General features: G+C 64.1%; 22 protein-coding genes and 1 pseudogene. 8 read left to right on the plus strand and 15 right to left on the minus strand.

The features are described 5' to 3' along the window. The first annotated feature begins 73 nt into the window (after positions 1-73). Positions 74-157: a hypothetical protein gene (locus H7225_RS05385; protein ID WP_290659791.1), complete on the plus strand. Its 84-nt coding sequence runs from the start codon at positions 74-76 to the stop codon at positions 155-157. Here the strand turns inward: H7225_RS05385 and H7225_RS05390 are convergent. From H7225_RS05390 to H7225_RS05415, 6 genes are all read right to left on the minus strand, one after another. Continuing rightward, a complete protein-coding gene (locus tag H7225_RS05390) occupies positions 138-2,321 on the minus strand; it encodes a peptidase domain-containing ABC transporter (RefSeq protein ID WP_290659759.1) in 2,184 nt (727 codons plus the stop codon). The two genes, H7225_RS05385 and H7225_RS05390, sit on opposite strands and share 20 nt — an antisense overlap. Before the next feature lies 1 nt (position 2,322). After that, on the minus strand, positions 2,323-3,579 hold the full coding sequence (locus H7225_RS05395) for an HlyD family efflux transporter periplasmic adaptor subunit (RefSeq protein WP_290659760.1): 1,257 nt from the start codon (positions 3,577-3,579) through the stop codon (positions 2,323-2,325). After that, on the minus strand, positions 3,576-4,847 hold the full coding sequence (locus H7225_RS05400) for a TolC family protein (RefSeq protein WP_290659761.1): 1,272 nt from the start codon (positions 4,845-4,847) through the stop codon (positions 3,576-3,578). The genes H7225_RS05395 and H7225_RS05400 overlap by 4 nt, the downstream gene beginning before the upstream one ends. Positions 4,848-5,215: 368 nt before the next feature. Further along, positions 5,216-5,395, minus strand: a complete 180-nt coding sequence (locus H7225_RS05405; RefSeq protein ID WP_290659762.1) for a hypothetical protein — start codon at positions 5,393-5,395, stop codon at positions 5,216-5,218. A gap of 311 nt (positions 5,396-5,706) precedes the next feature. Next, entirely contained in the window at positions 5,707-6,600 is an 894-nt protein-coding gene (locus tag H7225_RS05410) for a DMT family transporter (protein ID WP_290659763.1), read from the minus strand. Between the two features lie 53 nt (positions 6,601-6,653). Then, on the minus strand, positions 6,654-8,483 hold the full coding sequence (locus H7225_RS05415; protein ID WP_290659764.1) for an ATP-binding protein: 1,830 nt from the start codon (positions 8,481-8,483) through the stop codon (positions 6,654-6,656). Positions 8,484-8,615: 132 nt separating this feature from the next. Between H7225_RS05415 and H7225_RS05420 the strand changes: the two genes are divergently transcribed. From H7225_RS05420 to H7225_RS05435, 4 genes are all read left to right on the plus strand, one after another. Beyond that, a complete protein-coding gene (locus H7225_RS05420; protein ID WP_290659765.1) occupies positions 8,616-9,542 on the plus strand; it encodes an ABC transporter ATP-binding protein in 927 nt (308 codons plus the stop codon). Further along, positions 9,539-10,300, plus strand: a complete 762-nt coding sequence (locus H7225_RS05425) for an ABC transporter permease (RefSeq protein WP_290659766.1) — start codon at positions 9,539-9,541, stop codon at positions 10,298-10,300. Before H7225_RS05420 ends, H7225_RS05425 begins: the two co-directional genes overlap by 4 nt. 157 nt (positions 10,301-10,457) lie before the next feature. Beyond that, positions 10,458-11,603, plus strand: a complete 1,146-nt coding sequence (locus tag H7225_RS05430) for a GGDEF domain-containing protein (protein ID WP_290659767.1) — start codon at positions 10,458-10,460, stop codon at positions 11,601-11,603. Further along, the gene (locus tag H7225_RS05435; protein WP_290659768.1) at positions 11,600-12,802 is read left to right on the plus strand and encodes a GGDEF domain-containing protein; all 1,203 of its coding nucleotides are present in this window, start codon (positions 11,600-11,602) and stop codon (positions 12,800-12,802) included. The genes H7225_RS05430 and H7225_RS05435 overlap by 4 nt, the downstream gene beginning before the upstream one ends. Positions 12,803-12,809: 7 nt before the next feature. Here the strand turns inward: H7225_RS05435 and H7225_RS05440 are convergent, their stop codons facing one another. Next, positions 12,810-14,327: an amidase gene (locus H7225_RS05440; RefSeq protein ID WP_366481290.1), complete on the minus strand. Its 1,518-nt coding sequence runs from the start codon at positions 14,325-14,327 to the stop codon at positions 12,810-12,812. Positions 14,328-14,396: 69 nt separating this feature from the next. Here H7225_RS05440 and H7225_RS05445 point away from each other — a divergent pair, with 69 nt between their 5' ends. After that, complete coding sequence (locus H7225_RS05445; RefSeq protein WP_290659769.1) at positions 14,397-16,517, plus strand: ATP-binding protein; 2,121 nt, start codon at positions 14,397-14,399, stop codon at positions 16,515-16,517. On the opposite strand, the gene H7225_RS05450 is transcribed toward H7225_RS05445, so the two are convergent. From H7225_RS05450 to H7225_RS05465, 4 genes are all read right to left on the minus strand, one after another. After that, positions 16,495-18,447, minus strand: coding sequence for a PAS domain-containing sensor histidine kinase (locus tag H7225_RS05450; protein WP_290659770.1), 1,953 nt, complete (start codon positions 18,445-18,447; stop codon positions 16,495-16,497). The two genes, H7225_RS05445 and H7225_RS05450, sit on opposite strands and share 23 nt — an antisense overlap. 204 nt (positions 18,448-18,651) lie before the next feature. Then, positions 18,652-19,314, minus strand: coding sequence for a hypothetical protein (locus H7225_RS05455; protein WP_290659771.1), 663 nt, complete (start codon positions 19,312-19,314; stop codon positions 18,652-18,654). A gap of 208 nt (positions 19,315-19,522) precedes the next feature. Next, the gene (locus H7225_RS05460) at positions 19,523-21,001 is read right to left on the minus strand and encodes a sialidase family protein (RefSeq protein WP_290659772.1); all 1,479 of its coding nucleotides are present in this window, start codon (positions 20,999-21,001) and stop codon (positions 19,523-19,525) included. A 52-nt stretch (positions 21,002-21,053) separates the two neighbouring features. Next, positions 21,054-22,148 carry a YncE family protein gene (locus tag H7225_RS05465; RefSeq protein ID WP_290659773.1) on the minus strand — a complete coding sequence of 365 codons (1,095 nt, stop codon included), beginning with the start codon at positions 22,146-22,148 and terminating at the stop codon, positions 21,054-21,056. A gap of 202 nt (positions 22,149-22,350) precedes the next feature. On the opposite strand from H7225_RS05465, the gene H7225_RS05470 reads away from it, so the two are divergent. Next, complete coding sequence (locus H7225_RS05470; RefSeq protein ID WP_290659774.1) at positions 22,351-23,046, plus strand: TetR/AcrR family transcriptional regulator; 696 nt, start codon at positions 22,351-22,353, stop codon at positions 23,044-23,046. A gap of 306 nt (positions 23,047-23,352) precedes the next feature. After that, a complete protein-coding gene (locus tag H7225_RS05475; RefSeq protein ID WP_290659775.1) occupies positions 23,353-23,775 on the plus strand; it encodes a hypothetical protein in 423 nt (140 codons plus the stop codon). A gap of 85 nt (positions 23,776-23,860) precedes the next feature. Here the strand turns inward: H7225_RS05475 and H7225_RS05480 are convergent. From H7225_RS05480 to H7225_RS05495, 4 genes and pseudogenes are all read right to left on the minus strand, one after another. Then, positions 23,861-23,983: pseudogene (locus H7225_RS05480) on the minus strand (exodeoxyribonuclease III); the annotation flags it as partial. A gap of 150 nt (positions 23,984-24,133) precedes the next feature. Beyond that, entirely contained in the window at positions 24,134-24,274 is a 141-nt protein-coding gene (locus H7225_RS05485; RefSeq protein ID WP_290659776.1) for a hypothetical protein, read from the minus strand. Between the two features lie 120 nt (positions 24,275-24,394). Next, positions 24,395-25,246: an NAD(P)/FAD-dependent oxidoreductase gene (locus tag H7225_RS05490; RefSeq protein WP_290659777.1), complete on the minus strand. Its 852-nt coding sequence runs from the start codon at positions 25,244-25,246 to the stop codon at positions 24,395-24,397. Positions 25,247-25,289: 43 nt separating this feature from the next. After that, positions 25,290-25,730 carry an Rrf2 family transcriptional regulator gene (locus H7225_RS05495; protein ID WP_290659778.1) on the minus strand — a complete coding sequence of 147 codons (441 nt, stop codon included), beginning with the start codon at positions 25,728-25,730 and terminating at the stop codon, positions 25,290-25,292. Positions 25,731-25,807 lie beyond the last annotated feature (77 nt).

The raw sequence follows: 25,807 nt of genomic DNA on the forward strand, positions 1-25,807 counted from the left end.
GCAGTTTGTGCGCGTGGCCGAACCAGCTTCGCACACCGGGCTGGGCCTGGGGCTTTACATCACCCAGCAACTGGTGGAGGCGCACCAGGGCAGCATCATCGTGGACAGTCAGTTGGGCGAAGGCTCGGTGTTCACGGTCACACTGCCTTTGGCGTGATCAGCGGGGTCACGTTCGCGTGGCCGGCCTCGGGATCGCCATCCGGTTGGGTTTGCTCCACCAGCTTGATCAGCTTGCCGCCCGACAGCACGTGGATCTCGTCGCCTTCGCTGAGGCTGTGCTGGCGGTGCGTGATGATGAAGCGGCCGCAGCCCAGGTGGTTGATGGCCTGCTGCACATGGCGTTCGGTTGCGAAATCCAGGTGGCTGGTGTATTCGTCCAGCAGTAAAAAGCGCGGCTGCTTGTACAAGGCCCTGGCCAGCAGCATGCGCTGCTTCTGCCCGCCCGACAGCGTGGCGCCCATGCCGGCCACCAGGGTCTGGTAGCCCATGGGCATGCGCAGGATGTCCTCGTGGATGCAGGCCTGTTGCGCGGCCAGCATCACTTTCTCGGGACTGGCCTCGGTGTCGTTCATGGCGATGTTGTCGTAGATTGAGCAGGTGAACAACTGGTCGTCCTGGAACACCGTGCCCAGCACCGATCGGAAGGCTTCTGAGCCGATGCGCTTGATGGGCACCCCATTGACCAACACCTCGCCCGATTCAGGCGTGACCTGGCCCGACAACACCTTCAACAAGGTCGATTTTCCGCAGCCCGAGGGGCCCACCACGGCGATGGCCTGGCCACTGTGCAGGGTCATGCTGATGTCGTCCAGCACGGGCGCTTCGCCCGCCGCGTAGCGGAAGGTGACGTTGCGCAGTGACAGGGTCATCGGGCCATCGGTCTTCAAGGAGGCCTCGGCCTGGGCGGGCGAGGGCGGCTCGGGCTCGGTCAGCACGATGTCGGCCAGGCGCTCACCTTGCAGCTTGAGCAGGCGCAGGCTGATGACGCGCTCCAGCAGCTCGGAGGCGCGTTGCAGGAACTGGCTTTTGTAGGCCAGGAAGGCCACCAGCATGCCGATGGAGAACTGCTCGTCCAGGATCATTCGCGCGGCCAGGTAGATCACCAGCGATTGTTCCACCGCGCTGATCAGGCCGTTGACGCCCTGGTACAGCAGGCTGATGCGCTGCTGCTTGACCGAGGCATTGACCATGGCCACCTGCTGGTTCATCCAGCCACCTACGCGCCAGCCAGGCTTGGCGAAGAACTTGATGGCGGCCACGCCGCGCAGGGTTTCCAGCAAATAGGTTTGCGCATTGGCCTCGCGCACGATGGTTTCTTCGGTCGCCTGCCGGTAGGGCTTGAACACGGCAAAGCGCACGATGGCCTGCAGCAAGGCCACGGCCAGCACCACCATGGCCATCGTGGGGCTGTAGAAGAACATCAGGCCCAGCGTGATCAGACTGACCGCGCCATCCAGCACCACCTCGACCAGGTGGTTGGTGATCGTGTCCTGGATGGTGTGGACCGATCCGAAGCGCGACAGCACATCACCCGTGTGGCGCTTGTCAAAATAGGCCAATGGCAGTTTGAGCATGTAGCGGAACACGTTGGCGCTGGACGACACGCGCCACGACAGGCTGGCCCCCAGCACGATCCAGGTGCGCACCAGGCGCGTGCCCAGCGACATCACCGCCAGCAGGAAGATGCCGATGGCCAGCACGGCCAGCAGCGGCGCATCGCGCGTGACCACCACGTCGTCGATGATCCACTGGCTGAGCATGGGCATGAGGATGCCGAACACTTCCAGCACGATGGACAGCAGCGCCATTTGGCCGAAGGCGCGCCACAGGCCACGCTGGCCGGTGAACAACAGGCGCAGGTCAAACGGCGTTTTTTCTTGCTTCTTCTCGAAGCTGGTGCTGGGCGACAACTCCAGCGCCACGCCGGTGAAGTGCGGGCTGGCTTCCTTGTTGGTGAGGGTGCGCTCGCCCAGCGCCGGGTCGAGGATGGTGATGCGCTGCGCGTCGGCCTTGGTCATCACCACGAAGTGGTTCAGATCCCAATGCAACAAGCAGGGCGTTTGCAACTGCGGCAGCTCGTCCATCTCCAGGCGCACGGCGCGGTTGGCGAAGCCCAGTTGCTCGGCGATGTTCATCAGGCGGGCCAGCGTGGCGCCGCGCGATGACAGCTCGAAGCGGCGCCGCAAGGTCAGCAGGTCGGTCTCGTGGCCGTGCGCGCTGGCGACCATGGCCAGGCAGGCCAGGCCGCACTCGGCGGCTTCCGATTGCAGGAGCAGCGGCGCTGACTTGCGCGGCCACAAGGATAGGAGGTTGGTGCTCATGTCATAACTTGCCGCTGAAGGCGAACAGGGGGTCGAGCATCCAGCGGATCAGGCGGCGCCGGTCGATTTCAATGTCGGCCGTGAGCGTGTGGCCCGGCCGCAGGGCGATGTCGGTGCCATAGGCGCGCACTTTGGGTTGGTCCAGGGCCACGCGCACAATGAAGACCGCGCGCCGGTCGGTGCCGCCATTGGCGTTGCTGGTGGCCATGGGCACATCGGTCTGCGACACGCTGCGCACCGTGCCGTGGTATTGGCCAAAGCGCTGGTGAGGAAAGGCGTCGTAGCTGATGCGCACACGCTGGCCTGCCTTGATGAAGCCCACCGAGGTGCTGGGCAGGTAGAGCGTGGCTTCCAAGGCCGACCGTGTCGGCACGATGGAAGCCAGGGCGGCGTTGGCGTTGACGCTTTGGCCCGGCGTGGCCAGCAGGCCCGAGACGATGCCATCAACCGGCGCCTTCAGCAGCACCCGGCGCGCGCCATGGCGTTGCACTTCTTCCTGCTGCAGGCTGAGCAGGTCGCGGCCCAGGCTGGCCTGGTCAATGCGGAGCTGGGCTTGCAGGCGCTGGCGATCGTCTTGCGATGAGGCCAGGTCAGCTTCGGCCGCGCTGCGTTGGCGCTTGAGCGTTTGCAATCGCGCGGTCTGGTCCAGCAGCAGCTGGCGTTGCTGCTCGTACTGCAGGTCGGAGATGATGCGCTCGTCCAGCAGGGGCTTGAACTGGTCCACCAGCTTGCGGGCCGAGGCGATCTGCTGCGCTTGCAGCTGGGCCTCCTCACCCAGGGTCAACAGGTCGCGGCGGCTTTGGGCGATGCGCTGGTCCAGCGAAGCCAGGGACGCGGCGCTGGCCTGGGCCTGGCCTTCGGCCTGGTTGCGCATCTGGCTGCGCTGGCCTTCCAGGTTCATTTGCAACAGTGCTTGCGTGCTGCCCGCATCGCTGAAGCGTTCATTGCTGATTTCGGCGATCACGTCGCCGGCCTTGACGGCCTGGCCTTCGGTGACCAGCACGCGCTGGACGATGCCGGGCTCCAGGGGCACGACCATGGCCACCCCATCGCGGGGCTGCACCACGCCTTGCACGCGCTCCTTCTTGGTGTAGTGGCCAAAGACCAGCACCGCCAGCACCAACACGGCCAGGCACAGGAAGAAGAAGGTGAGGCGCGCGGCGCCTACGGGGCGGATGTCAATGGAGGGGCCGGACGAGGTGTCTGAACGCGCGTCCAGAACCTCCTGGCGGAACAGGGATTGGGCAGGGGTACTCATGGCGTGCTCTCCACCAGCATGGGCAAGGGGGCGGGGTCGAAGAGGGGCATCAAGGGGGCAAGGTGGTCGGCATCGAGTTGGTCCAGCAGGGCCAGGATGTTGACTTGCGCGGCCAGGGCGTTGACGCGCGCGCTGACCAGGTTTTGCCGTGCGTTGTAGATCTGTTGCTGGGCATTGAGCAGGTCGAGGTTGGTGCGCAGGCCGGCCACGAAGGCTTTGCGCAGCGCGTCGTACGTGGCCGAGGCGGTCTGTTCAACCTGGCGTTGCAGGCCGATCACCTGGCGGGCTTGCGACAAGGTCTGGTAGGCGTCGCGCAGGGCGGCCTCCACCTGGGCTTGTGCTTCATCGCGCCGGGCCTGGGCCTGGATCAGCAGGGCGGCGGATTCGCGGGTGCGGCCTTGCTGCAAACCGCCTGTGAACAAGGCCCAGTTCATCTGCACGCCGATGGCGCGCTCCTGGGTGGTCTGGCGCTGGCTGAAGCCGTCCAGTTGGGGCACTTCGCGGACCAGACTGGTGCTGGCGACGGCATCGACCGTGGGCTGCCAGCGTTCGGCGGTGCGGGCCCGGTCGGTGGCGGTGGCGGCCTTGACCTGGGCTAGGGCGTCACGCAACGGGGGATGGCGGCTGGAGGCCAGCAGCAAGGCCTCGTCCAACGACGATACGGCGGTTGGCAGGTCCGGGCTGTGCTCGTGGAAGCCGGTGGCCAGCGTCACCGCCTGGTTGCTCAGCCGTTCCAACGTCAGCTTCTGGGTGGCCAGGCGGGTGTCCAGGTCCTGGACCGCGACCCGGCTCTGGTCGATGCGGGTGCGCGTTTCCAGCACATCCAGGATGGTGCCCGCGCCGGCTTGGAGGCGCCGGTCGTTGATGCGCCATTGTTCTTGCAGCAGATCCTGCTGGGCCAGCGTGAGGCGGCGTTGTTCGGCCGCTTCGATGGCCATGAGGAAGGCCATGCTCAGTTCGCGGGCCACGTTGGTCCGGCTGCCTCGGGCCTGCCATTGCGCCTGTTCGGCTTGGGCCGCTTGCGCCTGGGCGGTGGCTTGGTCGGCCGCGCGCCACAGTGGCAAGGTGGCCGATACCGACAAGGCCGTGGCGGGTGTGTTCACCGTGGTTTCGTTGATCTGCTGGCGGCGCCGGCTGGCACTGGCGCTGGCATCGGCCCGGGGCATCCAGGCGTTGGCCCAGGCTTGTTGGCTCAGGGCCTGCGCGGCCTCGGTGCCCGCGTCAAAGGCGCGGTTGGAGGCTGCTTGCTGGTTGGCCGCCAGCAGCATCTGGGGCCAGGGCGTGGCGCCTCTTGAAGCTTGGTCGCTTGCGGCTGGTGCAGGCTTTGAAGGGTGACGTGAGGTGGTCGGCCGGGAATCTTCCGGGGTGCTCAAAGAAGTGGCCCAGCGCAAGGCCAAGGCGCCCGACGCCAGGGTCGGAAGCGAGGTGAGCAGCAGGCTCAACGCCATGGCGAGTCGGCCCGCGAGGGCTTGGCATGCATGGCCAAGCCACCGATGTTCAGCTCGGAGAAGGGGTAGCACGGTGTGCAGGCGAGAGGAGGGCATGGCCAGGTTGATGGATCACCAGCTTCAAGCGAGAAGTGAAAAAACCCGCCGGGCTGCGACGGCCGGGCGGGTTTTTCAAACCTTCAAGCTGCTCAGGGCGCAGCCTTCTTCGTCACGTAAGGGATCTTCGTGGTGGAGAACAGGTTGATCGCGTAGATGCCAGCGTTGATCAGGGGCACGCCATAAGAGTTGTACTCGGCGCGGTGGATCGCATCGATGACGCTTTCGCCGCCACTGACTTGGGACACTTCCTGGGTGCTCAGAACTTGCATGTTTTTTCCTTGTTTCAATGGTTTTTTGAACGTGCCTTTGCGAGGCACACATGGAATTTAACGATGGCCGTTGGGGCGCCATCTCAGGAAATCCCTGGCGACCCTTCAGATCGGCGGAGGAGATACCCCTAAATCAGCAAGTTTTAAATGTCAGTTTGTCAGATATTAATCCTGCTGTCGCTACTTAACCCCAGAAGGCGTCGCGGTGACGCGCCACGCCATTGCCAAAACTCGAATCGAGCCAGTACAGCACCGCGCAGGTGGCCGCGTTCATGCCCCTGGTGTCGGCGAACACCCTGTCACCGTGCGCTTCAACCTTGGGGCGCCGGCGCCGCGGGTCGTGCGGCAATAAAGGCGCCAATCGACACCAGCACCAGGCCCGCGATCAGCTCTGGCGTCAGCGGTTCGTCCAACAATGGAGCCGCTGCCACGCCTGCCAGCACCGGCACCAGGGCGATCATCGAGCCCATCCGGGCCGGGCCAATGGTGGCCACCGCCTTGAGGAACAGCAGCATGGCCACGATGGTGGTCCCCACGCCCTGGTACAGCCCCTGCAGGATCAGCGTGGATAAGGGCGCGGCCGCCAGGTTGCGGGGCAGCAGCAGGAAGTAGACGGGCAGGTACAAGGCGGCCGACCCGATCGCCAGCACGCGGGTCAGCACCCAGGGGCTGAAACCCCAGCGTTTGGCCAGCACGCTGTAAACGGCCCAGGCCACCGAGGCCGTCAGGAAGAGCAGGTCGCCCAGCAGCACCGCTGGGTCCCAATGACCGTGAAGGATGGAAGGCGAGGCCACGCACAACACGCCCAGGCCGATGGCGACCAGGCCCTGGAGTTGCTGCCGCTGGGCGCGGGTGCCCATGATCAGCCAGCCCACCAGCGGGATCAGGAAGGGCTGGATGCCGGGCAGCAGGATGCCGGCGTGGCTGGCCGGTGCGAACTTGAAGCCCGAGTACACCGCCACGCCATAGATGACGCCGCCGCTCAGGGTCAAGGTCCACAGCCGGGCGTCGGTCCAACTGCCCGGGGGCAGGCTGCCGACGAAGGGCAGTAGAAGCAGGGCGGCAAAGCCCAGGCGCAAGGCCAGCACATCGAAAGGCGTCAGTGCGCTCTTGCCGCCCAAGCGTGAAATGACGATGAAACCGGCCCAGATGACCACGGTGCCGATGGCGGCCAGGTAGCCCTGCAATTGTTCGCGGTCGTTCATGGGTGGCACTGCTCCGATGGAGCCGCAGCATAAGGCCCGGGCCCCTGGCTTGCTCAGGCGTGCAAGGGAGCCCGGGGCAGGTGCAGGGCCAATGTCTGGGCCAGGTCCTGCGAGCGGAAGGGCTTGGACAACTGACCGTTCATGCCCGCGTCCCGGCAGCGGTCGCCACACAGGTCGGGCGCATTGGCCGTCAGCGCCACGATGCTGACTGGGCGCGCGCCTTCCAGCCGTTCGCGGGCACGGATCTGCCGCGTGGCCTCATAGCCATCCAGCACGGGCATCTCGCAGTCCATGAGCACCAGGTCGGCCTGCTGTTCGGCCAGCCAGTCGACGGCATCCCGGCCATTGCCCAGCATGGTCACCTTGACGCCCAGCAGTTGCAACTCGGCCTGCGCCACCAGGGCGTTCACGGGGTTGTCTTCCACCAGCAGCACGTGCGGTTCGGGCAGCTGATTGGCCCAGGCCGCTTGGCCTGTGGTGGTGCCCTCCAGGGCCCCGGGTTGGGTGGCCCGCTCGTCGTGCACCACGGGCAAGGGCAGGTTGAAGGTGAACAGGGAGCCCACGCCGACTTCGCTGCGGCAGTCCAGGTCACCGCCCATGGCGCGGCACAAGTCGCGAGAGATGGTCAGGCCCAGGCCCGTGCCGCCATGACGGCGTTGGTCGGTGCCCTCGGCCTGGTGGAAGGCCTCGAAGACGCGGGCCTGCTCGTGAGAGGGAATGCCGATACCTGTGTCCTGCACCTGGATGCGCACCTCGCCGCTGAGGGCGTCGCGCGTGGCGTGCAGGCGCACGACGCCTTTGCTGGTGAACTTGACGGCGTTGCCCAGCAGGTTGTGAAGCACTTGCCGGATGCGGACCGGGTCGCCCATGACGAACTCGTTGTGGTCAAGCTCTAGCTGCACCTTCAGGGCCAGGCCGTTCTCAGACGCGCTCACGCTGGTGGTGGCGCCGACTTCTTCCAGCAGGTCGCGCAGCTTGAAGGGGCGCTCGTGCAGGGGCAGGCGGCCCGCCTCCATGCTGGAGAAATCAAGGATGTCGTTGATGACGCTGACCAGGTGCTCGCCCGAGCTGCGCACCAGGTCCAGGCGGTGCACGGCTTGCGCGTCCTGCTCGCGCTGGCGCAACAGGCGAACCAGGCCGAGCATGCCGTGCAAGGGCGTGCGCATCTCGTGGCTCATGGTGGCCAGGAATCGGCCCTTGGTGTCGCTCAGCATCTGGGCCTGCTTCAAGGCTTGGGCCTGGGCCTGGGCCACCATGTCGCTTTGCAGCCGCAGCCGCAGCAACTCCACGATGCGCAGGTTGGAGCGCCGGGCCTCCATGATCAAGGCCACCATCAGCCCGGTGATGGCCAGGGCGCAGAACCAGCCCAGGCTGTCGTGGCGGGTTGATGCGTGCACGGCGACGGGCAGCAGGATGGGCACGATGAACAGGCCGGCCGTGATGAAGTCGACATGCAGCATGCAGGTGGCCAGGGCCGCCACCCCGATCAGCACGCTGATGCTGACCACGGCGATGTCCAACTGGTGGATGGGCGTGATGGCCCAGCCCAGGGCACTCCAGGCGATGCTGTCCAGCACGGCCAGGAGGCGGTAGACCCACAGCTCGTGCGGGCCCGAAGGCCCACGGCCCGGTCCGCGCAGGTGCGAGTGGGCCATGCGGGCCATGGAGGCCAGCAAGCGCGCGGCGAACCAGGCCGCCAGCAGCCGGTGGGGCACCTTGTCTTGCAGCACCGCCACCACCCCGGCGGCCGTCACCAGGCCGAAGATCATGGAGAAGCCCAGCCTTTCGTGCAGCGCCCGCTGGCGGCCCTCGGTGAGGCGCGCCTCCAGCTCGGGCTCGGGGGCGGCGTTCAGGGCAGAAAAAGGCAAGGCGGGAGACGACATCAATACCAGTGTGGCCGCCTGCCATTGATTTGGGTCAGGAAATGCCCGCACGCCGGGGCGCAGATCATGACGAAATGCAGGTTTTGCCACCCCTGAGTGAGGGGTGTGGCCACATCGGGTATCGTGGCCGCCATGCCCCACATCATCCAAGTCACCGAGCTGTCCAAAACCTACGCCTCGGGCTTCCAGGCGCTCAAAAACATCAACCTGGACATCCGCCGTGGCGAGATCCTGGCCTTGCTGGGCCCCAACGGTGCAGGCAAGACCACGCTGATCAGCACCATCTGCGGCATCGTCACCGCCAGTGCGGGCACGGTGGTGGTTGATGGCCACGACAACGTGTCCGATTACCGGGCGGCGCGCGAGCTGATCGGCCTGGTGCCGCAAGAGCTGTGCACCGATGCCTTCGAGACGGTGTGGGCCACGGTGTCCTTCAGCCGGGGCCTGTTCGGCAAACCGACCAACCCGGCCTACATCGAGAAGGTGCTGAAAGACCTGTCGCTGTGGGACAAGAAGGACAGCAAGATCATCACGCTGTCGGGCGGCATGAAGCGCCGGGTGATGATCGCCAAGGCCTTGTCGCACGAGCCGCAGATTTTGTTCCTGGACGAGCCGACGGCGGGGGTGGACGTCAACCTGCGGCGCGACATGTGGAACCTGGTGCGCCTGCTACAAAAATCGGGCGTGACCATCATCCTGACCACCCACTACATCGAAGAAGCCCAAGAGATGGCCGACCGCATCGGCATCATCAACAAGGGCGAGATCGTGTTGGTGGAAGACAAGGACGAGCTGATGCGCAAGCTGGGCAAGAAGCAGCTGACCTTGCAATTGCAGGCCGCGCTGCCCGAGTTGCCCGCCGGCCTGGCCGACTACGCGCTGACCCTGTCCCCTGAAGGCCGCGAGCTGACCTACACCTACGACTCGCTGGACGAGCGCACCGATGTCACCGCCTTGCTGTCCAGCCTGCAACAGGCCGGCATCAAGTTCAAGGACATCCAGACCAGGCAAAGCTCGCTGGAAGACATCTTCGTCCATCTGGTGAAGGACCCCGCATGAACTGGCACGCCGTCAAGGCCATTTACGCTTTCGAGATGGCGCGCACCCGGCGCACCTTGATGCAAAGCATCATCTCGCCCGTCATTTCCACCTCCTTGTATTTTGTGGTGTTTGGCGCGGCCATTGGTTCGCGCATCCAGCAGGTCGATGGCATCAGCTATGGCGCCTTCATCGTGCCCGGCCTGATCATGCTGTCGCTGCTGACGCAGAGCATCTCCAACGCGTCGTTTGGCATCTACTTTCCCAAGTTCACCGGCACCATTTACGAGCTGCTGTCGGCGCCCATTTCGTACTTTGAAATCGTGCTGAGCTACGTGGGGGCGGCGGCCACCAAGTCCATCCTGCTGGGCCTGATCATCCTGGCCACGGCGGGGCTGTTCGTGCCGCTGCACATCGCGCACCCGTTCTGGATGCTGCTGTTTTTGGTGCTCACCTCGGTGACCTTCAGCCTGGTCGGCTTCATCATTGGCCTGTGGGCCGACAACTTTGAAAAGTTGCAGGTGGTGCCGTTGCTGATCATCACGCCGCTGACCTTTTTAGGGGGCAGCTTCTATTCGATCAAGATGCTGCCGCCGGTGTGGCAAACGGTCACCTTGTTCAACCCGGTGGTCTATTTGATCAGTGGTTTCCGCTGGAGCTTTTACGGCATGGCCGACGTGGACGTGGGCATCAGCCTGGCCATGACCTTGGCCTTCATGGCCGTGTCGCTGGCCATCGTGGCCTGGATTTTCAAGACGGGCTACAAGCTCAAGCGATGAGATAAGCGCTTCGCCAGGCTCAAACACGGGCAAGACCGTCCTGCCGCGGGCCCGTTCACCAGTGATTCCATGCGTGATTTGGCGTGACGCAGTTGGCGAATGAGCGTCATTGATGGGCGGCCGCTCAAGATTCTCACGGCGCGGTCGATAGCACCGTATGCGACAAACGCTTGACCATCTACTGGACAGCTGGACGCCGGCCAACCGCTGTTTGCTGGCAGTGCTGATGTCCTTCCCATTTTTCGTGCTTTTCTGGCTGTTCAACAGCGCCGCGTTTCTCCATGCGGAAGTGGCCGAGGGCGTGAACCACGGGACCTTGGTTGCCTTGCAATCGTTCTTGAGCGTGGTGCTCATGGTCAGCATCGTGATCGGGTCCTGGTTGTGGACGCGGCGCAATCTGCCTGACCGTGTGCCCAAGGCCAACCTGCTGGTGACGTTCAACATCGGCCTGGGCTACCTGGCAATTGTGGTGGCCACTGGCGCCTTCACCACCGGCATGGCCCTGGTGCTGCTGGGCGTGCTGGCGGTCGGGCTGCTGCTGTTCAGCGTCGGCACGGTCTTGCGGGTGTTCATCGCATGCCTGCTCATTCACTCAGGCCAAGATGCCCTGGTGATGGCGGGATGGCTGCCTTACGCGCCCCTGTTGAATGCCCAGGCTTTCGAGGGCGGCGTGCCGACGTGGTGGTTAAGCGCCTGGCAAAACGCGGTGTTCTACCTGGGTTGGGCCATGATCCTGACCCTGGTGTTTGTGCTGTTCAAGCGCCTGGATGGCTTGCACTTGCAGTTGGCCAAACTGTCTTACACCGACGTGCTCACGGGCTTGTCCAACCGCCGCTATTTCATGGAGCGCCTGACCTCCGAGTCGAACCGCTACGCGCGCTCAGGCGTGCCTTACAGCCTGATCCTGCTGGACGTGGACCACTTCAAAAGCATCAACGACCGCTATGGGCACCATGCGGGCGACGAGGTGTTGTGTCGCCTGGCTCAGATCCTGACCGAAGGCGTGCGCACGCCCACCGACCAGCCCGCCCGCATTGGGGGCGAAGAGTTCGCCGTGCTGCTGCCCGACACCTCGCTGGCCGCCACGGAAATCGTCTGCCGCCGCATCGCGGAAGGGCTGCGCCAGCACACCTTCAACGTCAAAGGCGAAAGCTTTCACCTGACCATCAGCATGGGCGTGGTCGAGTGCCGTGGTGAGCCCATTGAGGCGGCCTTGAAGCAAGCGGACCGCAACCTGTACAAAGCCAAGCAAGGCGGTCGTGATCAGGCCATTTATTCCATGGCGGGGGAGGTGGCACCATGAACTGGGCCCGACGCTGGCGAGACCTCAAACCCTGGCTGGCCGAGCAACTGCTGGCCCGCCGGCCGGTGATCAGTTGCCTGCTGTTCTCGGGGGCCGCCATTCCCATGCTGTTGCTGTTCACGGGCCTGCACACGTTTGCGCAGATTCACCCTCAGGCGAGGGCTTTTTATCAACCGACCGCCTTGATGACCGTGCAGGTTTTGCTCGGCCTGGTCATCGCTGGCGTGGCCGGCGTCAGCGTGTATTGCTGGGGCCGACGCAAGACCGATGTGGCCTGCCACTGGCTGGCGTTGCTCACGGTCACGCCCACCGTGGTCGTGTTGATCGCACTGGCCATTGCGTATGGCTTGAAGGACACCCCGGTCAGTGTGTTCGTGCTGACCGCGATCCTGCTGGCGCGGGCCTTGTTCGATTTCAAGACGCTCAAGCCCAGCCTGGTCATCGGCGCGGGCATGGTGCTGGTCAATGAGGCTTTGGTCGGTCAAGGCCTGGTGCCGTATGCGCCATTGCTCAGCGGGCCGGTGTTCTCGGGCCATGGCCTGGCCTGGTGGTGGCAAATCTGGTGCCGAGTGGTGCTTGATTTCAGCCTGCTGTCGTTCTCGGGCATGGTGTTCTTCTTGTTCAGCACGCTGGGGCAACGTCGGCATGAACTGGAGGAGCTGGTGCGCACCGACATGTTGACCGGCCTGGCCAACCGCCGCACCTTCATGACCCAGCTGGAGATCGAATCGCACCGGCATGCGCGCAGCAAGCGTCCCTTCTGCCTGGTCATGTGCGATGTAGACCACTTCAAAAAAATCAACGACACCTGGGGCCATCCGGCGGGCGATGCGGTGCTGGTGGAGCTGGCGCGCATCCTCAAGCTCACCACGCGTGAGCAGATCGACACGGCGGCGCGCATTGGGGGTGAGGAGTTCGCCGTGCTGCTGCCCGAGACCGGATTGGCGCAGGCTGAGCGCGTCGCGCAGTTGATGTCCTCAGGCATGCGCTCGCAGATCTTTGTCTACGATGGCAAGCAGTTCAGCGTCACGCAAAGCGTGGGCATTGCCCAGGCCTCCGACGGTGACGGCGATGGCGCCATGCGCTTGGCCGATGACAACCTGTACATCGCCAAGCGACAAGGCCGAGACCGCATCGTGGCCTCGGCGGCCGCGCCAGCGGCGGAGCAGGACACCAACATCGCCTGCGCCCTGAAGTGAGCTGACCTCAGCTCAAGGCGGGCCGGCGCTGAAACCACGGCCGAGCCTCTTCTAGTTGCGCCGCCAACTGCAGCATCCACACTTCGCTGTCCAAGGGGCCGACGAACTGCACACCCAGCGGCAAGCCCTGCGGCGTCCAGTACAGCGGCACGGACATCGCGGGCCGGCCGGTGAGGTTGGCCACTTGCGTGTAAGGCGTCCAGGCCAACGTCTGGTGGATCAGATCATCGAGCAGGCCGGTGTGCCGCAGCAGCCCGGCCAGGCCCAACGACAGCAGCAGGCGCGAGCCCATCTGCAAATGCGCAGGGGTGGCGTTCTGACCGATGGGCAGGGCGGGGCCGTTCAAGGTCGGGGTCAGCCACAGGTCATGACGGCCATGAAAATCAGCCAGGGCTTGCGTGTAGGTGTGCCAGCGCATCTGGCAACTCACCAGCTCCGGCCCCGAGGTGCCACGGCCCAGCGCGGCCATGATGCGCGTGTCGGTCTCAAAAGCGCTGATGGGCGCGCCGGTCTGTTGGCGCACCTGGGCCACCAGCACCGCCTGCATGCAGAACCAGGCTTGTAAAAAATCCTTGGTCAAGGCCATGCCGTCGATGGCCGGTTCGGCCGGTTCAACGTGGTGGCCCAGCGATGACAGCAGGCGGGCGGCGTCTTCCACCGCCGCCACGGCTTGCGGGTCCACCGGTGTGCCCAGGGGTGAGGCGGTGCTGAAGCCGATGCGCAGCGGGCGGGGTGGCCGCGCCAAGGCGTTCAGGTACGAGCCCTGGGGCAAGGCGTTGGACGCGGGCATCCAGTAGGGCGCATGGGGTTCCGGGCCTTGCAGCACGTCCAGCATGGCCGCGCTGTCGCGCACGCTGCGCGAGATCACGCCTTGCACCGCCGCGCCGAACAAGCCTTCACTGGTCACTGGGCCCATGGACACGCGGCCCCGCGCGGACTTCAGCCCGAACAGCCCGCAGGCCCCGGCAGGAATGCGGATGGAGCCGCCGCCATCGTTGGCCCCGGCCACCGGCACGATGCCCGCCGCCACCGCCGCGGCCGATCCGCCGGACGAGCCTCCCGGCGTGCGCCCGGTGTCCCAGGGGTTGCGCGCCGCGCGCCACTGGTCGGGCTCGGTCACGTTCTTGGCGCCGAACTCTGGCGTGTTGGTCTGCCCGAAGATCACCAGGCCGGCTTGCCGCCAACGCTTGACGACATCGCTGTCCTGCTCGGCGGGGTGGCTGGCCAGGGCCCGGCTGCCGTAGCTGCAAGGCACGCCAGCGATCTCCTGGAACAGGTCTTTCACCAGAAAAGGCACGCCCGCGAAAGAACCGGAGAGGGGGCCGGTTGCCGTGGCACGCGCCGCGTCATCCTGGCGGCGCACCACCGCATTCAAGGCGGGGTTCACCGCGTCGGCACGGGCCATGGCGGCGTCCAGCAATTGCCTGGGGCTCACCGCGCCCCGGGCCACCAGGTCGGCCAAAGCCAGGGCATCGTGGGCTTGGTACTCGTCAAAGGTCATGCAAGCACTTTCGTTCAGGGCCAAGCCGCCATTTTAGGCAGGTCCGCGCTGGCTTTCGCCGATACTGCCGGGTGCTGAACGTGGAAGAGATGAATGGTTGCAAGAGATGGTGGTGAGTGGACCTTCGGGTCGCCGGGGTCCAAAGGGTTGATCACGGCGCAAGAACTGGAAGAGGCCTTGGCGCGCCGAACGTTCTGGTTCCTGGCCGCCTGCAGCGTCCTCATCCTGATCCCCGTGAAGTTGGCCTGGTTGCTGCAAGGTGGACGCGTGGTGGGCCTGCTGGGCATCCTCGAGCTGTTCACCGTGCTGTGGTGTTCGTGGCGCGTCTGGACCAGCCAGACCGGCGCCGCGCGTTTCCTGGGCTTGGGCTTGGCCATCATGTACCTGCAGGTGGCGGCGGCGGCTTGGTTGCAAGGGGGCCTGCAGGCCCCGGCCTTGAACTGGCTGGCCGTGCTGCCCATCATCGCGATCGTGGCCGGCAACCTGCGCCTGGGCCTAAGCCTTTGCGTCGCTTTCGTTGCGCAGATCCTGGTGATGGACTACTACGAGCCGCCTTACCTGGCCAAGCTGCGGCCCCTGATGCTGCCCAATGCCCATGTGCAAACCCTGGTGTCCACCGTGGGCTCGGTGGTGTTGTTCTCGGCCTTCGGCTGGATCGCGGTGCGGTGGCGCGCGCAGGTGCAGCAGGTGCTGGAGGTGTCCCACCAGCAGGCACAGCGCGGCAACGAGGCCAAGCAGCGCTTCCTGGCCATCATGAGCCATGAGATCCGCACACCGCTCAGCGGCATCGTGGGCACGGCCTCCTTGCTGCGCGAAAAGACCATGGCGCCGTCCGAGCAGCGGCAAATGCTGCACCTGCTGGACCACAGTGCGCAGACGCTGCGCAGCCTGCTCAACGACGTGCTGGACTGGGCCAAGCTGGAGGCCGGTCAACTCGATGTGCGCCACGAGCCGGTGCGACTGCGCGCTCTGGTGGCGGACAGCGCCGACCTGTTCGCGGTCACGGCGTTTGACAAGGGTGTGGAGCTGACCCACAGCTTCGCGGCTGACGTACCACCCGTGCTGCTGGGCGACGAGATGCGCCTGCGCCAGACGCTCAACAACCTGGTCTCCAACGCTGTCAAGTTCACGCGCCAGGGCCGGGTGCATGTGCACCTGGTCACCGAGCCATCACCCGCTCCGCAAGATGCCCGCGTGTGGGTGCGCCTTGAGGTGCAGGACACCGGCATCGGCATGAGCCCGGCGCAGGTGGCCAAGCTGTTCCAGCCCTTCACCCAGGCCGACCAGTCGACCACGCGGCAGTACGGCGGCACGGGCTTGGGCTTGTCCATTGGCCGCGAACTGGCCCGCTGCATGGGCGGTGACATCGTGGTGTCCAGCCGCTTGGGCTTGGGCAGTTGCTTCGTGATCCGGGTGCCCATGGGCTTGGCCCCAACCACCACGGATGAGCTGCCCGCCCCCACCGTCTTGGCCGGCCAGCGCCTGCGCCTGGTGACGTGCAGCATGGGTCTGCGAAGGCAGGTCCAATCACTGTGCCATGACCTGGGCCTGGTGCTGGTCCCTGATGATGGCAACGATGCCGAGGTCGACGCGGTGCTGGTGGACGCGGCGGTGTGGACCCCCGGCGCGAGCCCTGTCCGGGCCTGGTCCTGGGGGGGGTCTGGTCAGACCAAGGCGCTGGTGTCCTCGGCCATGGATCCACCTGGCGCCAATCTGCCCGCAGGCGTGTTGCCCTTGTACAAGCCTTTGCGCGCCCACGCCCTGGCCGATTGGCTGCGGGGCATCTTGCCCGCCACGGCCCCGCCTGAGCCGGCCACCAAGCCTGGGCCGACCTTGCAGGTGCTGGTGGCCGAAGACAGCGAGGTCAACCGCGACTTGTTGAGCGAGATGCTGTTCCATTGCCAGGCCAAGGCCGAACTGGTGGGCACCGGCCGGGCCGCCGTCAACGCGGTTCTGGCCCGGCGCTTCGACCTCTTGCTGATGGACTACCAGATGCCGGAGATGGATGGCCTGGCCGCGACCCGAGCCATCCGTCGCCACGAGGCTGAACACGGCGGCCCGGCGCTGCCCATCGTGCTAATCAGTGGCGAGGTCAATGTGGCGTGCCACGCCGCTTGGCGTGAGGCCGGCGTCAACCACATCCTGTGCAAACCGTATGCCTTCGATGAGTTGGCCCGGGTGCTGGCGACCATCAATCCAGACCCAGCGACCTGATCATCGCCTCGACCGCGTGCGCCAGTGAATCGGCTGCGCTGAAGGCCGCCTCGGGCTGGGTGGAGCACAGCTCGTCGATGTGGCTGGCCAGCCAGCGCAGGTCATTGACCAGCAGGTTGGCGGCCATGCCCTTGGTGCTGTGCGCCAACGAGCGCAGTCCTTCCAGGTCCCGGCGGGCTGCGGCTTCACGCAATTGGCCAGGCAGCGCCTGGCTGCTGTCCTTGATGGTCTGGAACAGGCGATCGATGAACTGGTGCCCTTGCGGGTAGTGGTTGACCAAGGCCTGCCGATCAATGTGGAAGCTGTTGGGGGCCAAGGCGACGGCTTGCAGCGTGGATGCGGGAGCCGGCGCCTGCAGCTGCTTGCGGATCGTCTTGATCAGTTGATTGATCATGTAGGGCTTGGTCAGGTAATCGCTCATGCCAGCACCAAGGCCCTGCTGCCGAGCCACCTCGAAAGCATGCGCAGTCAGGCCGATGATGGGCATCGAGGGCGCCAGGGCCTTGATCTGGCGCGTGGCTTCATAGCCATCCATGACCGGCATTTCGATGTCGCACAACATGACGTCAAAAGGGATGCCGGCGCGGATCTGCGCCAATGCTAGTGCGCCGTTGTCCATGCAGGTGACGCGTGCGCCCTCGGTGGCCAGCAGTTCGCACAGCACCATCTGGTTGACAGGGTGGTCTTCGGCCACCAGGATGCGCACGTCCATGAGCTGGGGGGCGTTGCTGGTCATGGCCTGGTCCGCCGCCGCGTCGCTGTCCAGTTCAAAGGCCAGCAAGGGCGTGCCGTCGTGCTGGGCGTCGAGCAGGGGCAGGTGGATATCAAAGGCGCTGCCCTCGCCCGGCTGGCTGCTGACGCGAATGTCGCCACCCATCAGGTCGAGCAGGCGCTTGCAGATGGACAGGCCCAAGCCGCTGCCCCCGACGCGCCGTGTGTTGCTGCTGTCGCCCTGCACGAAAGGCTGGAAGAGGTTGGCCCGCACCTCCGGGGTCATGCCGATGCCGGTGTCCGTCACCCGCAAGGTGAGCCATTGGTCATCGCCATCCACCTGCAAAGTGACGCTGCCTTGCGCCGTGAACTTCACCGCGTTGCTCAACAGGTTGATCAGCAACTGCGTGGTGCGCAACTCGTCGCCCTTGAACGATCGCGGCGTGCCGGGGCCTTGTTCCAGCCGCAACTCGATTTGCTTGGCTTGCGCCCGGGCAGCCACCATCTTCATGGCCTGTTCGACGACAAGGCCCAGGTCGACCCGATCAGCCTCCAAGCTGACTTGGCCCGCTTCGATCTTGGAAAAATCGAGCACGTCGTTGATCAGCGCGAGCAGATGTTGGCCCGACTCCAGGATGTGCTGGAAATTTTGAACCGCCTTGGGGTCGGTGGTGGCCCGGATGCCGACCTGCGCCAAGCCCAGCATGGCGTGCAGCGGGGTGCGGATCTCGTGGCTCATGCTGGCCAGGAAGTCGCCTTTGGCGCGGCTGGCGGCTTCGCTTTTTTCTTCCGCCTGCTTGATCTGGGTGATGTCGGACAGAAGCACGAAAAACCCCTTGACCTGCCCTTCGACCAAGTCGGGCACCAGGTTCACCTGGATGTTCAAGGTCGCCTCCGAACCAGGCTTGACCAAGGGGCGCTCATAGCGTTGGGGCTGGCCGCGCAAGGTGGCTTCGATGAGGGGGCGGTTCAGCTCGAAGATGGCCTCCCCAAGCACTTCCCGGATGTGCTGGCCGGTGATGGCCTGGCCGTTGCGGGCGAAAGTGTCGAGGTAGCTGCGGTTGGCGAAACGGTTGTGCAAGTCGCCGTCCCAATAGGCGACCATGCCCGGGATGCCGTTCAGGATGGCGCCCAACAGTCGAGCGCGCTCGGTCAACTCACCGAGGTCCGCCTGAAGCTCAGAACCCGGGGTTTCCTTGTTTGCCTCAGCTTCAGCCATGCTGGTTTTTCTCCCAGTTTTGGAGGTCCATTATGGACCGGAGCCCGGCGCGCTGCAAGCCAACGACAAATGCCGACGATGCAATTCATCGTCGGCACCGGGGTTCGCACCCTGCCTTGCTGTTTGCCCTCTCCGGTGTCCGAATCAAGGCACAAGACCATCCCCATGCCGCACTGCCCGGCACGGGTCAATTGCTGAGGCTCGTCAGTAGCGGTAGCTCACGCCCACGCTGAGCTGGGGGACAAAACGGACGTCGCCCACGCCATCGCGCAATTTTTGAGTTTCGGCGTCCACGTCGGCCTGCGACACCACGCCAGGGTGGTTGGCCACCACGTTTTGTGTCGTCGTGATTTTGGCCTTGCCGATCATCACGCCCAGGTCGGCCACGAAGCCCAGCCCCTGTTCGCGGGCCTGGTGTCCCCAACCCACACCCAGGTAAGGCATGACGCGCGGAAACTTCAGCTCGGCGTTGAAATAGTCGCCGGCCGTGGGGGTGAGCGTCTGGCTGCCCAGGGTGACCGAGGTCGTGCCGTCAAACTGCGACTTCAGGCGGACCGTCATGTCGTTGAATGTCAGGCCGCTCGTCAGTCGAAAGCCGCCCTGCATGGGGAAGTAGTCGGCGAACAGGCCCAGCCGCTGCGCCTTGATCGTGCCTTTGTAAGTGATGCCCGATTCGGTGAAGTTGCGGCTCAGGCTGCCCAGCGAGGACACGTCGCCGCGCAGGCCCCATTGGGGGTTCACGCTGTGCGCATAGCCCAGCATCACGCCTGGGATGCCCACGTTGGCGTACGACTCGCCAGCCAGTGCGGGGGCGGTGCTCAAGCCCGCCAGAAGAGCGGTCAATGCCAAGCGGTGGTTCTGGGTCATGGTGCCTCGTCCTGTGTGTTGTCAACCTAGCCTGCTAGTGTAGGCAGAGCTACCTCATCACCAAACCCACCAAACGGCTGTGAACACCGGCTTTTTCAAAGGACCAGGTGGCCATTGACCAAAAAAAATCGCGCTGAACGGCGGCTCATCAAGAGCCCAGGTTCAGCGCGACAGACGTCAAGCAGACGTCAGGTCAGGATCGACTGCTTCAGTTGTGAACCAGGCGGCCCAACACGGCTTGCCACTTCGATTTGGCGTGTGCCGTGAAGTCCCAATCAGCGCGGCAGTTGCTCAGAGGGCACATGTCCTGCGTGAACGCGGTCAGCAAGTCACCGTTGGGTGCATAACGCACTTGCACGATTTCGTTCAGGTCGCCGCCCAGGAACATCCACAGGTAGCCGACGTCAAAGTACGCGGGGTGCAGTGGCTCGGCTGGATCGTTGATGGTTTGCGACTTGAAGACAGGCAGGCCGGACAAGGCGTTCACGGACTCGGCCATGTAGCCGCTGAACTTTTTCCGGTCCGATGAGCCGTAGTAGGCAATCGCGATGGTGCCAGGCTTCTTCACGGTGATCGCGGGGTAGATCACCGCCGTGACCTTCGGATCGGAGATCACCACAGGTTTGGTCCAGGTCTTGCCCTTGTCGCGCGAGACGGTCAGGCGCAGCAAGTCCTTGACGTCAGGGTAGACCACGTACAAATTGCCAGCGCTGTCGATCGTCACCGGCGTGGGCATGATGTAGTTGGGATTGAACGGCACGTTGGTGACGAACTTGTAGTCGATCAGCTGGGCGCCGGGAACCGGGGTCACCGTCCAGGTCTTGCCTTCATCCTTGCTGACGGACAGCGCGAACTGGTTGCAACGGCGGCCGCCGATGTAGATCGTGCCGTCAGGCGCCACGACGCCGTCACCCCAGAGCACGTACTCGGAAGCAGGGCAGCCATAGTCCTTGGCCACGATGCTGAAGCTGCCAACCTGCGCCCAGCTTGCGCCGCCGTCGGTCGACTTCATCACCGCTTGCGACTTGGGATTCACGATGATGGCCGGGGTGGAGATCGGCGTGGGCGTCGAGAAGTACAGGTTGTTGGGATAGCCGCTGGTGCGCGTGCCAGTGACGGGCGCGCCAGGCAGGAGCTTGCCCCAGTCGATGGCGTTGACTTCGATGCTGGCGTTGGACCAGCTGTCGCCACCGTTGTCGGTGTAGCTCAGGTCGAAGCCTGTCTTCAGTTCCAGCTTGGCGATGGACGAGCGGCCGGTGCTGAAGAAGATGCGGTCTGTGGTCGGGTCGATCTGCATGTAGGGCTGGATGCGCACATGCGAGGTGCCGTCGGCACGCAGCGGCTGCACCTGGTCCCAGCTGGCGCCGTTGTCCTTCGAGCGGGCGACGTACAGGCCATCGTCGTTGTAGATCGGGCCCATGAAAATGGTGCCTGCGCGATTGACGATGGTGCTGATCTCACCTGTGCCGAAGCCGGTGTAAGAAGCGCAAGGCGTCAGCTTGAGTGGGCTGGCCAGGGCCAGGGTGGGCATGGCGCCGGTTGTGGTGCCGATGTAGGTCGAGGCAACGCGCGAGGCATCGCAGATCTGGCCGGCGCCGGCGGCCTGGGCGAATGCCGAGGCTGAACAGGTCACGGCGAGCGCCGTCAGCGTGAGTGCCCTTGTGGCACGGAGTGAAGATGTATTCATCAATGAGTCCAGTTGATTGAGGTTGGGGGTGGAAAGTGGAAATGGTTTGGGCTTACTTGCCTGGGCCCACTTCGAGGATGTTGGGCGTCACGCCCACGGTGATTGAGGCGCCGATGGGCTGCAGCGTTTCAGTGTCAAAGCGCACCACTTTGCCGTTGCCAAGGCTGTCCAGTGAACCCTTGCCGGCGATGAACAGCCAGGGCCAGGACAGCACGGTGCTGATGGGCGCCTTGAGGGCGGTCGCCGACTTCAAACCCCAGTCGGAGTAGTAACCCGTGCCATCGGCTGCGATGGCGATGCCCAGGGGGCGGCCTTCGGTTTTGATCAGACCGACTTCCTTCCAGGTGGCTTTGTCGATCATCTGAACGGTCTGCGTGCCGAAGTTGGTCACATAAAGCTTGGTGCCCGCCAGGTTCTCGACCGCGATGGCAGGTTCAGCGTTAACGCCACCGTTGTCGATCCTGGCCACTTTTTTCCAGGTGGCGGTGTCCACCACGATGGTGTCGCCCGAGAGGAAGTTCAGCACATACAGGGACTTGCCATCACGCGAGATGGACAACCAGGCTGGCAGCACCCCGCCAAAGTAGGTCGGCTTGAACAGGGTCTTGCCCGTGGCCGCTTCAATGGCAGAGATCGTGCCGCCCGGGTAGGACAGGTACAGCGTCTTGCCATCAGGGCTGATTTGAAGGCCAATCGGCAAGATGGTGTTGCCGCCGGGGATGTAGCTCTTGATGACCGTGTCGGTCTTGGTATCGATGATGTCGACGCCGGAGGTCAGGCCCGAACTGGCCTTGAGTGCATACAGCTTGCTCTGGTCGGGCGACAGGACGATGGCGAAGGGCGGGAACTTCAGCTTGATGGTTTTGACCGATTGGTCTGCCGTGTTGATCACGGAAACGCCCGACACATCCAGCCCCAGGTTGTCGATGTAAACCTTGGAGCCATCGGCCAAAGGTGTGGCGATGAAAGGCAGGCCCTTGACCGGAATCGTGCTGGTGACGAGGCCACTGTCAACATCGATCACGGACACTGTGTTGGCGGTCGTGTTGGGCACGTACACCACCTGGCCGGCATGGGCTTGCGCATGGAGGGTGAGCGCCAAAACTGCAGCTGTGAGCGCGCTGAATTTGAAAACTCTCTTTGTCATGAATATCTCCTCTGGGTGAAATTTTGCGGGCTGATGCGGTGACAAAAAGCTGTGACCATATCGAGAAATGATTGATTCAGGAAACACGCGTTGTCCAAGGCGTGAAGATAGATCATTGATCGATGAATGGCACCCGTGCAAACCCGTGAGGTGTGCAGTCGGGCCGCCATGGAGTGGGGGTTTCGTGGGGGACAATCAAGGCATGAGCGAAGCTGAATCCGACCGTCCTGCCTATGCCCGCGTTACCCGATCACACAAGGGCGTGGACGCAGAAGCGCGCCGCAAGGAAAGGCGTCAACGCCTGGTTGAAGCAGGGCTGGAAACTTTGGGCACCAAGGGGCTCCACACCACCACGGTGCGAGACGTGTGCGGGCACGCCGGCTTGAGCGAGCGCTACTTCTACGAATCGTTTTCAGGGCTCGGCGAGCTGTTCGACACCATCTACCAGGCCTTGCATCAAGAGTTGCTGGGCCGCCTGATGACCGTGCTGGTGTCGTCGCGCAGCGCGCATCATTCCGCCTTGCAGGGTGGCAAGGCGGCGCTGGAAGTCTGGTTCACCTTCCTCAAGGAGGATCCTCGCCGAGCCCGCATCATGCTGATTGATGCCATGGGTGGTAATCAAGGCAGTGCGCGTGGCGCGAAAGCGGCCGCCCGCGACTATGTGGGGGCCATTCAGGCCTTTTTGGACTTGCTTTATCCCAGCTTGCCAGCGCAGCACCTGTCGTCGCGGATATTGGCCTCGGTCTTGTTGGGCGCGTGCATCCACACGGCCAAGGAGTGGATCTGGTCGGGCTTCGAGGATCCGATGGAAAGCGTCATTGGCCACCTGTCGATGGTTTTCCAGGCGCTGGACAGCCACTACCAGTGGGCCTCGATGGTTCAAGCCTCCAAGGGCTGACCTCTCGCGGCTTCGGGTGGCAGGCAGTCCGCCAGGCTGGGTGCCGTGCGGCTTAGACCTCAGCTGATTGATCGGAATCAGCTCTGCCGCATGCCCTTCCTTGGCTGAAGCGATTTACAAGAAATTATGAAATTGAGATAATTATTGGAATTCCATAAAAAAGGATAAGGATGACCTTTCATCGACCGCAGCTCGCCTTGGACATGGCGGGCCAGCTGCTGCAGCCTGGCAGAGCTCGGCAAGAACGAGGGGAACACCCTGGCGGGGGCCTTCTCCGAGCTGGTGCATCTGGCCAAGACCGACGTCGTGCTCATCATCGACGAAGTCCAGCATGCGATGGGTTCCGAGGATGGCGACAACATGCTGCTGGCCCTCAAAGCGGCCCGCGATGAAATCAATTTGACCCCGGACACGCCCGGGTACTTCCTGTTCGTTGGCACCGGCTCACACCGGGCTCGGGTCCGCGAACTCAGGATCAAAGGCAAGCAAGGCGGGCAGGGCGTGAAGAAGATCTTCTCCGCTGCGACGCTGAAAGAGTACGGCGTTGAGCTTGGCCGCCCAGTTGGCGCGGAGGAGATTCAGAAGGTCGCCACCATGCTGGTGGATTCGAACATCTTGGCTCGCGACGGCCATGGGATCTACGGCATCAGCGATCCGTTCGTTGCCGAGGCCTACAGCAGCCGGGCGGATGTCCTCAAGACCCTTGAAGGTCCCGAAGCGCTGCGCTGAAGTTCGCTAAGCTGGGCCACCTTTGGTGCTCGGTCCCGAGCTTGTGCAAGGTGCTGTTTCTTTAGCAGCCAGAGAGGGCTTCAGATCAAATCTTGAAGTCGTAATCCACCGTCAGCGGCGCGTGGTCACTGAACCAACTGTCCTTGTAGACGCTGGCGCTGCGGGCCGTGGCCGCCAATCCCGGCGTGGCCAACTGATAGTCAGTGCGGCATAAAACCTGCAGATTTTCTTCCGGGATGAGTTGGCTGGCGTCAAGGCGACGCTGCGGGACGCCACATCGTGGCATTGGCGCAGGCGCTGGTGGGCCCTGGCACCGAAGGATCGGACTGGCCCGACGGGGCGCAGTGGACTCGACCCCTCATGGTCTGTAGGCAACCCAGTCCGTGAACGTGAATGCGCGATAAATCAACTCGATGTTCACGAAGTCGGCCTCGCTGAGCAAATCAATGTCCTGCTGCGGTGACAGCACGGGCAGCCGCTCCGGACACGAATTGGCCATCGGCCGGTGGGTGCTCGGCCGGCAAGATGCCCATCATTTTGTACAGGTCCCGTAGACCACGCACAGCTCTCAGAGCCTTCTCTGCGTAGCTCGATGCGGCGTTCGGATCGGAAAACGCATTCATCGGGCTGGCGTTTCGTTGTGCATGCAGCCGACAGTCTCGGGCGCGAACAACAAGGAGCGGTGCAACTGGATGCCGGCCAAGGTGCCGCGACCCACCTCCACGCATGCGAATACCCCAGGCACCGGCGTCTTGCTCTCAGCGTCGGTGCCCACCTGCAAACCCATGGGCGCTTCTTCGATGGCGCAACCCAACCCTTCGGCCAAAGCGTTCGAGGGAGCGTAGCGGGCGGCAGTGAAAAGACCCGCAAAACTCAACAATCTTCCATCGGCCATCCGCACGTCGGCATGCCCTTTGATCCGGTGGATGGGCGCATCCTCAATCACGACACCTCGGCTCTCCAGATCGGCTCGGCCGTCGAGGCTCAGCGACAGGGCATCGTTCACCAGCAGCGTGACCTGGCCCCATTCGGTGAGGAGCTGCGCCTGATGAGCCGACATAGGGCCCGTGGCGATGACGTTGATGCGGCCCTCGCCCAGTTCGTAGCCATGACAATACGGACAATGGAAAACGGTCTGGCCCCATCGCTCGTCGAGTCCGGTGATTGGGGGAAGTTGATCGGTCACGCCGGTGGCCAGCAGGATGCGGCGGCCTCGATGCGACTCCCCGTCAGGGCTTGTGACGGTGAAGTCATCGGCTTGCCCCGCAACATCTGCGGCGCGACCATCGATCCAGGACAGCGTCGGATAGGCTTTGAGCTGGCTGGGCGCGTTCGCTGCGACCTCGACTACATCCGCGCCATCCTGGCCGAGAAATTTGGGTGAATACGTGGCGAAGCTGTTGCGCCGCTCGCTTGCGTCGATCACCAGCACGGACTTGCGCGCCCGCACCAGTTGCAGGGCAGCTGCCATTCAGGCATAGCGCCCACCGATGGCGATGACGTCGCAGGGCCGGTCAACTACTTTTGTGTCGTGCTGCATGCCGGCGCGCGAAGTCGGCGGCCAGGTCGGCTAGCGTAATTTCCGAGAACCGCTGGAGCAGCAGCGCTTCGGCTTCGGCCAACGTACCCCCTAGCGCGGCATTCACGGATTGCTCGACTAGGCACCCCGTTGTTTCGTTGCGGTTGCTGACGGCAAACATGGCTGGCTCGCCCAGCGATTCGTGCAAGTGGCGCAGAGTGATCGAACCAAGGTCGGCCTGGAGGCGCCAACCGCCCGCGTGCCCGCGATCGGACGAGACGAGGCCAGTTACTCGCAGATGGCCCATCGTGCGCCGGACGACGACGGGGTTGGTGCCCAGGCATTGGGCCAATGCTTCAGAGGTGACTGGTCCGTCCCGCTCGGCCATGTGCAGCAGGGCGTGCAAGACGGTCGATAGGCGGCTTGCACGTTTCATGAAACTGATGATGTTTCATTAGTTGTCGAAATTCAGGTTGAGTCTGGCCGGGTGGGGTGCTGTTCACGCCGCCATGC

Origin of the sequence: Aquabacterium sp., from assembly GCF_014378415.1 — a bacterium.
GTDB lineage: Bacteria > Pseudomonadota > Gammaproteobacteria > Burkholderiales > Burkholderiaceae_C > Aquabacterium.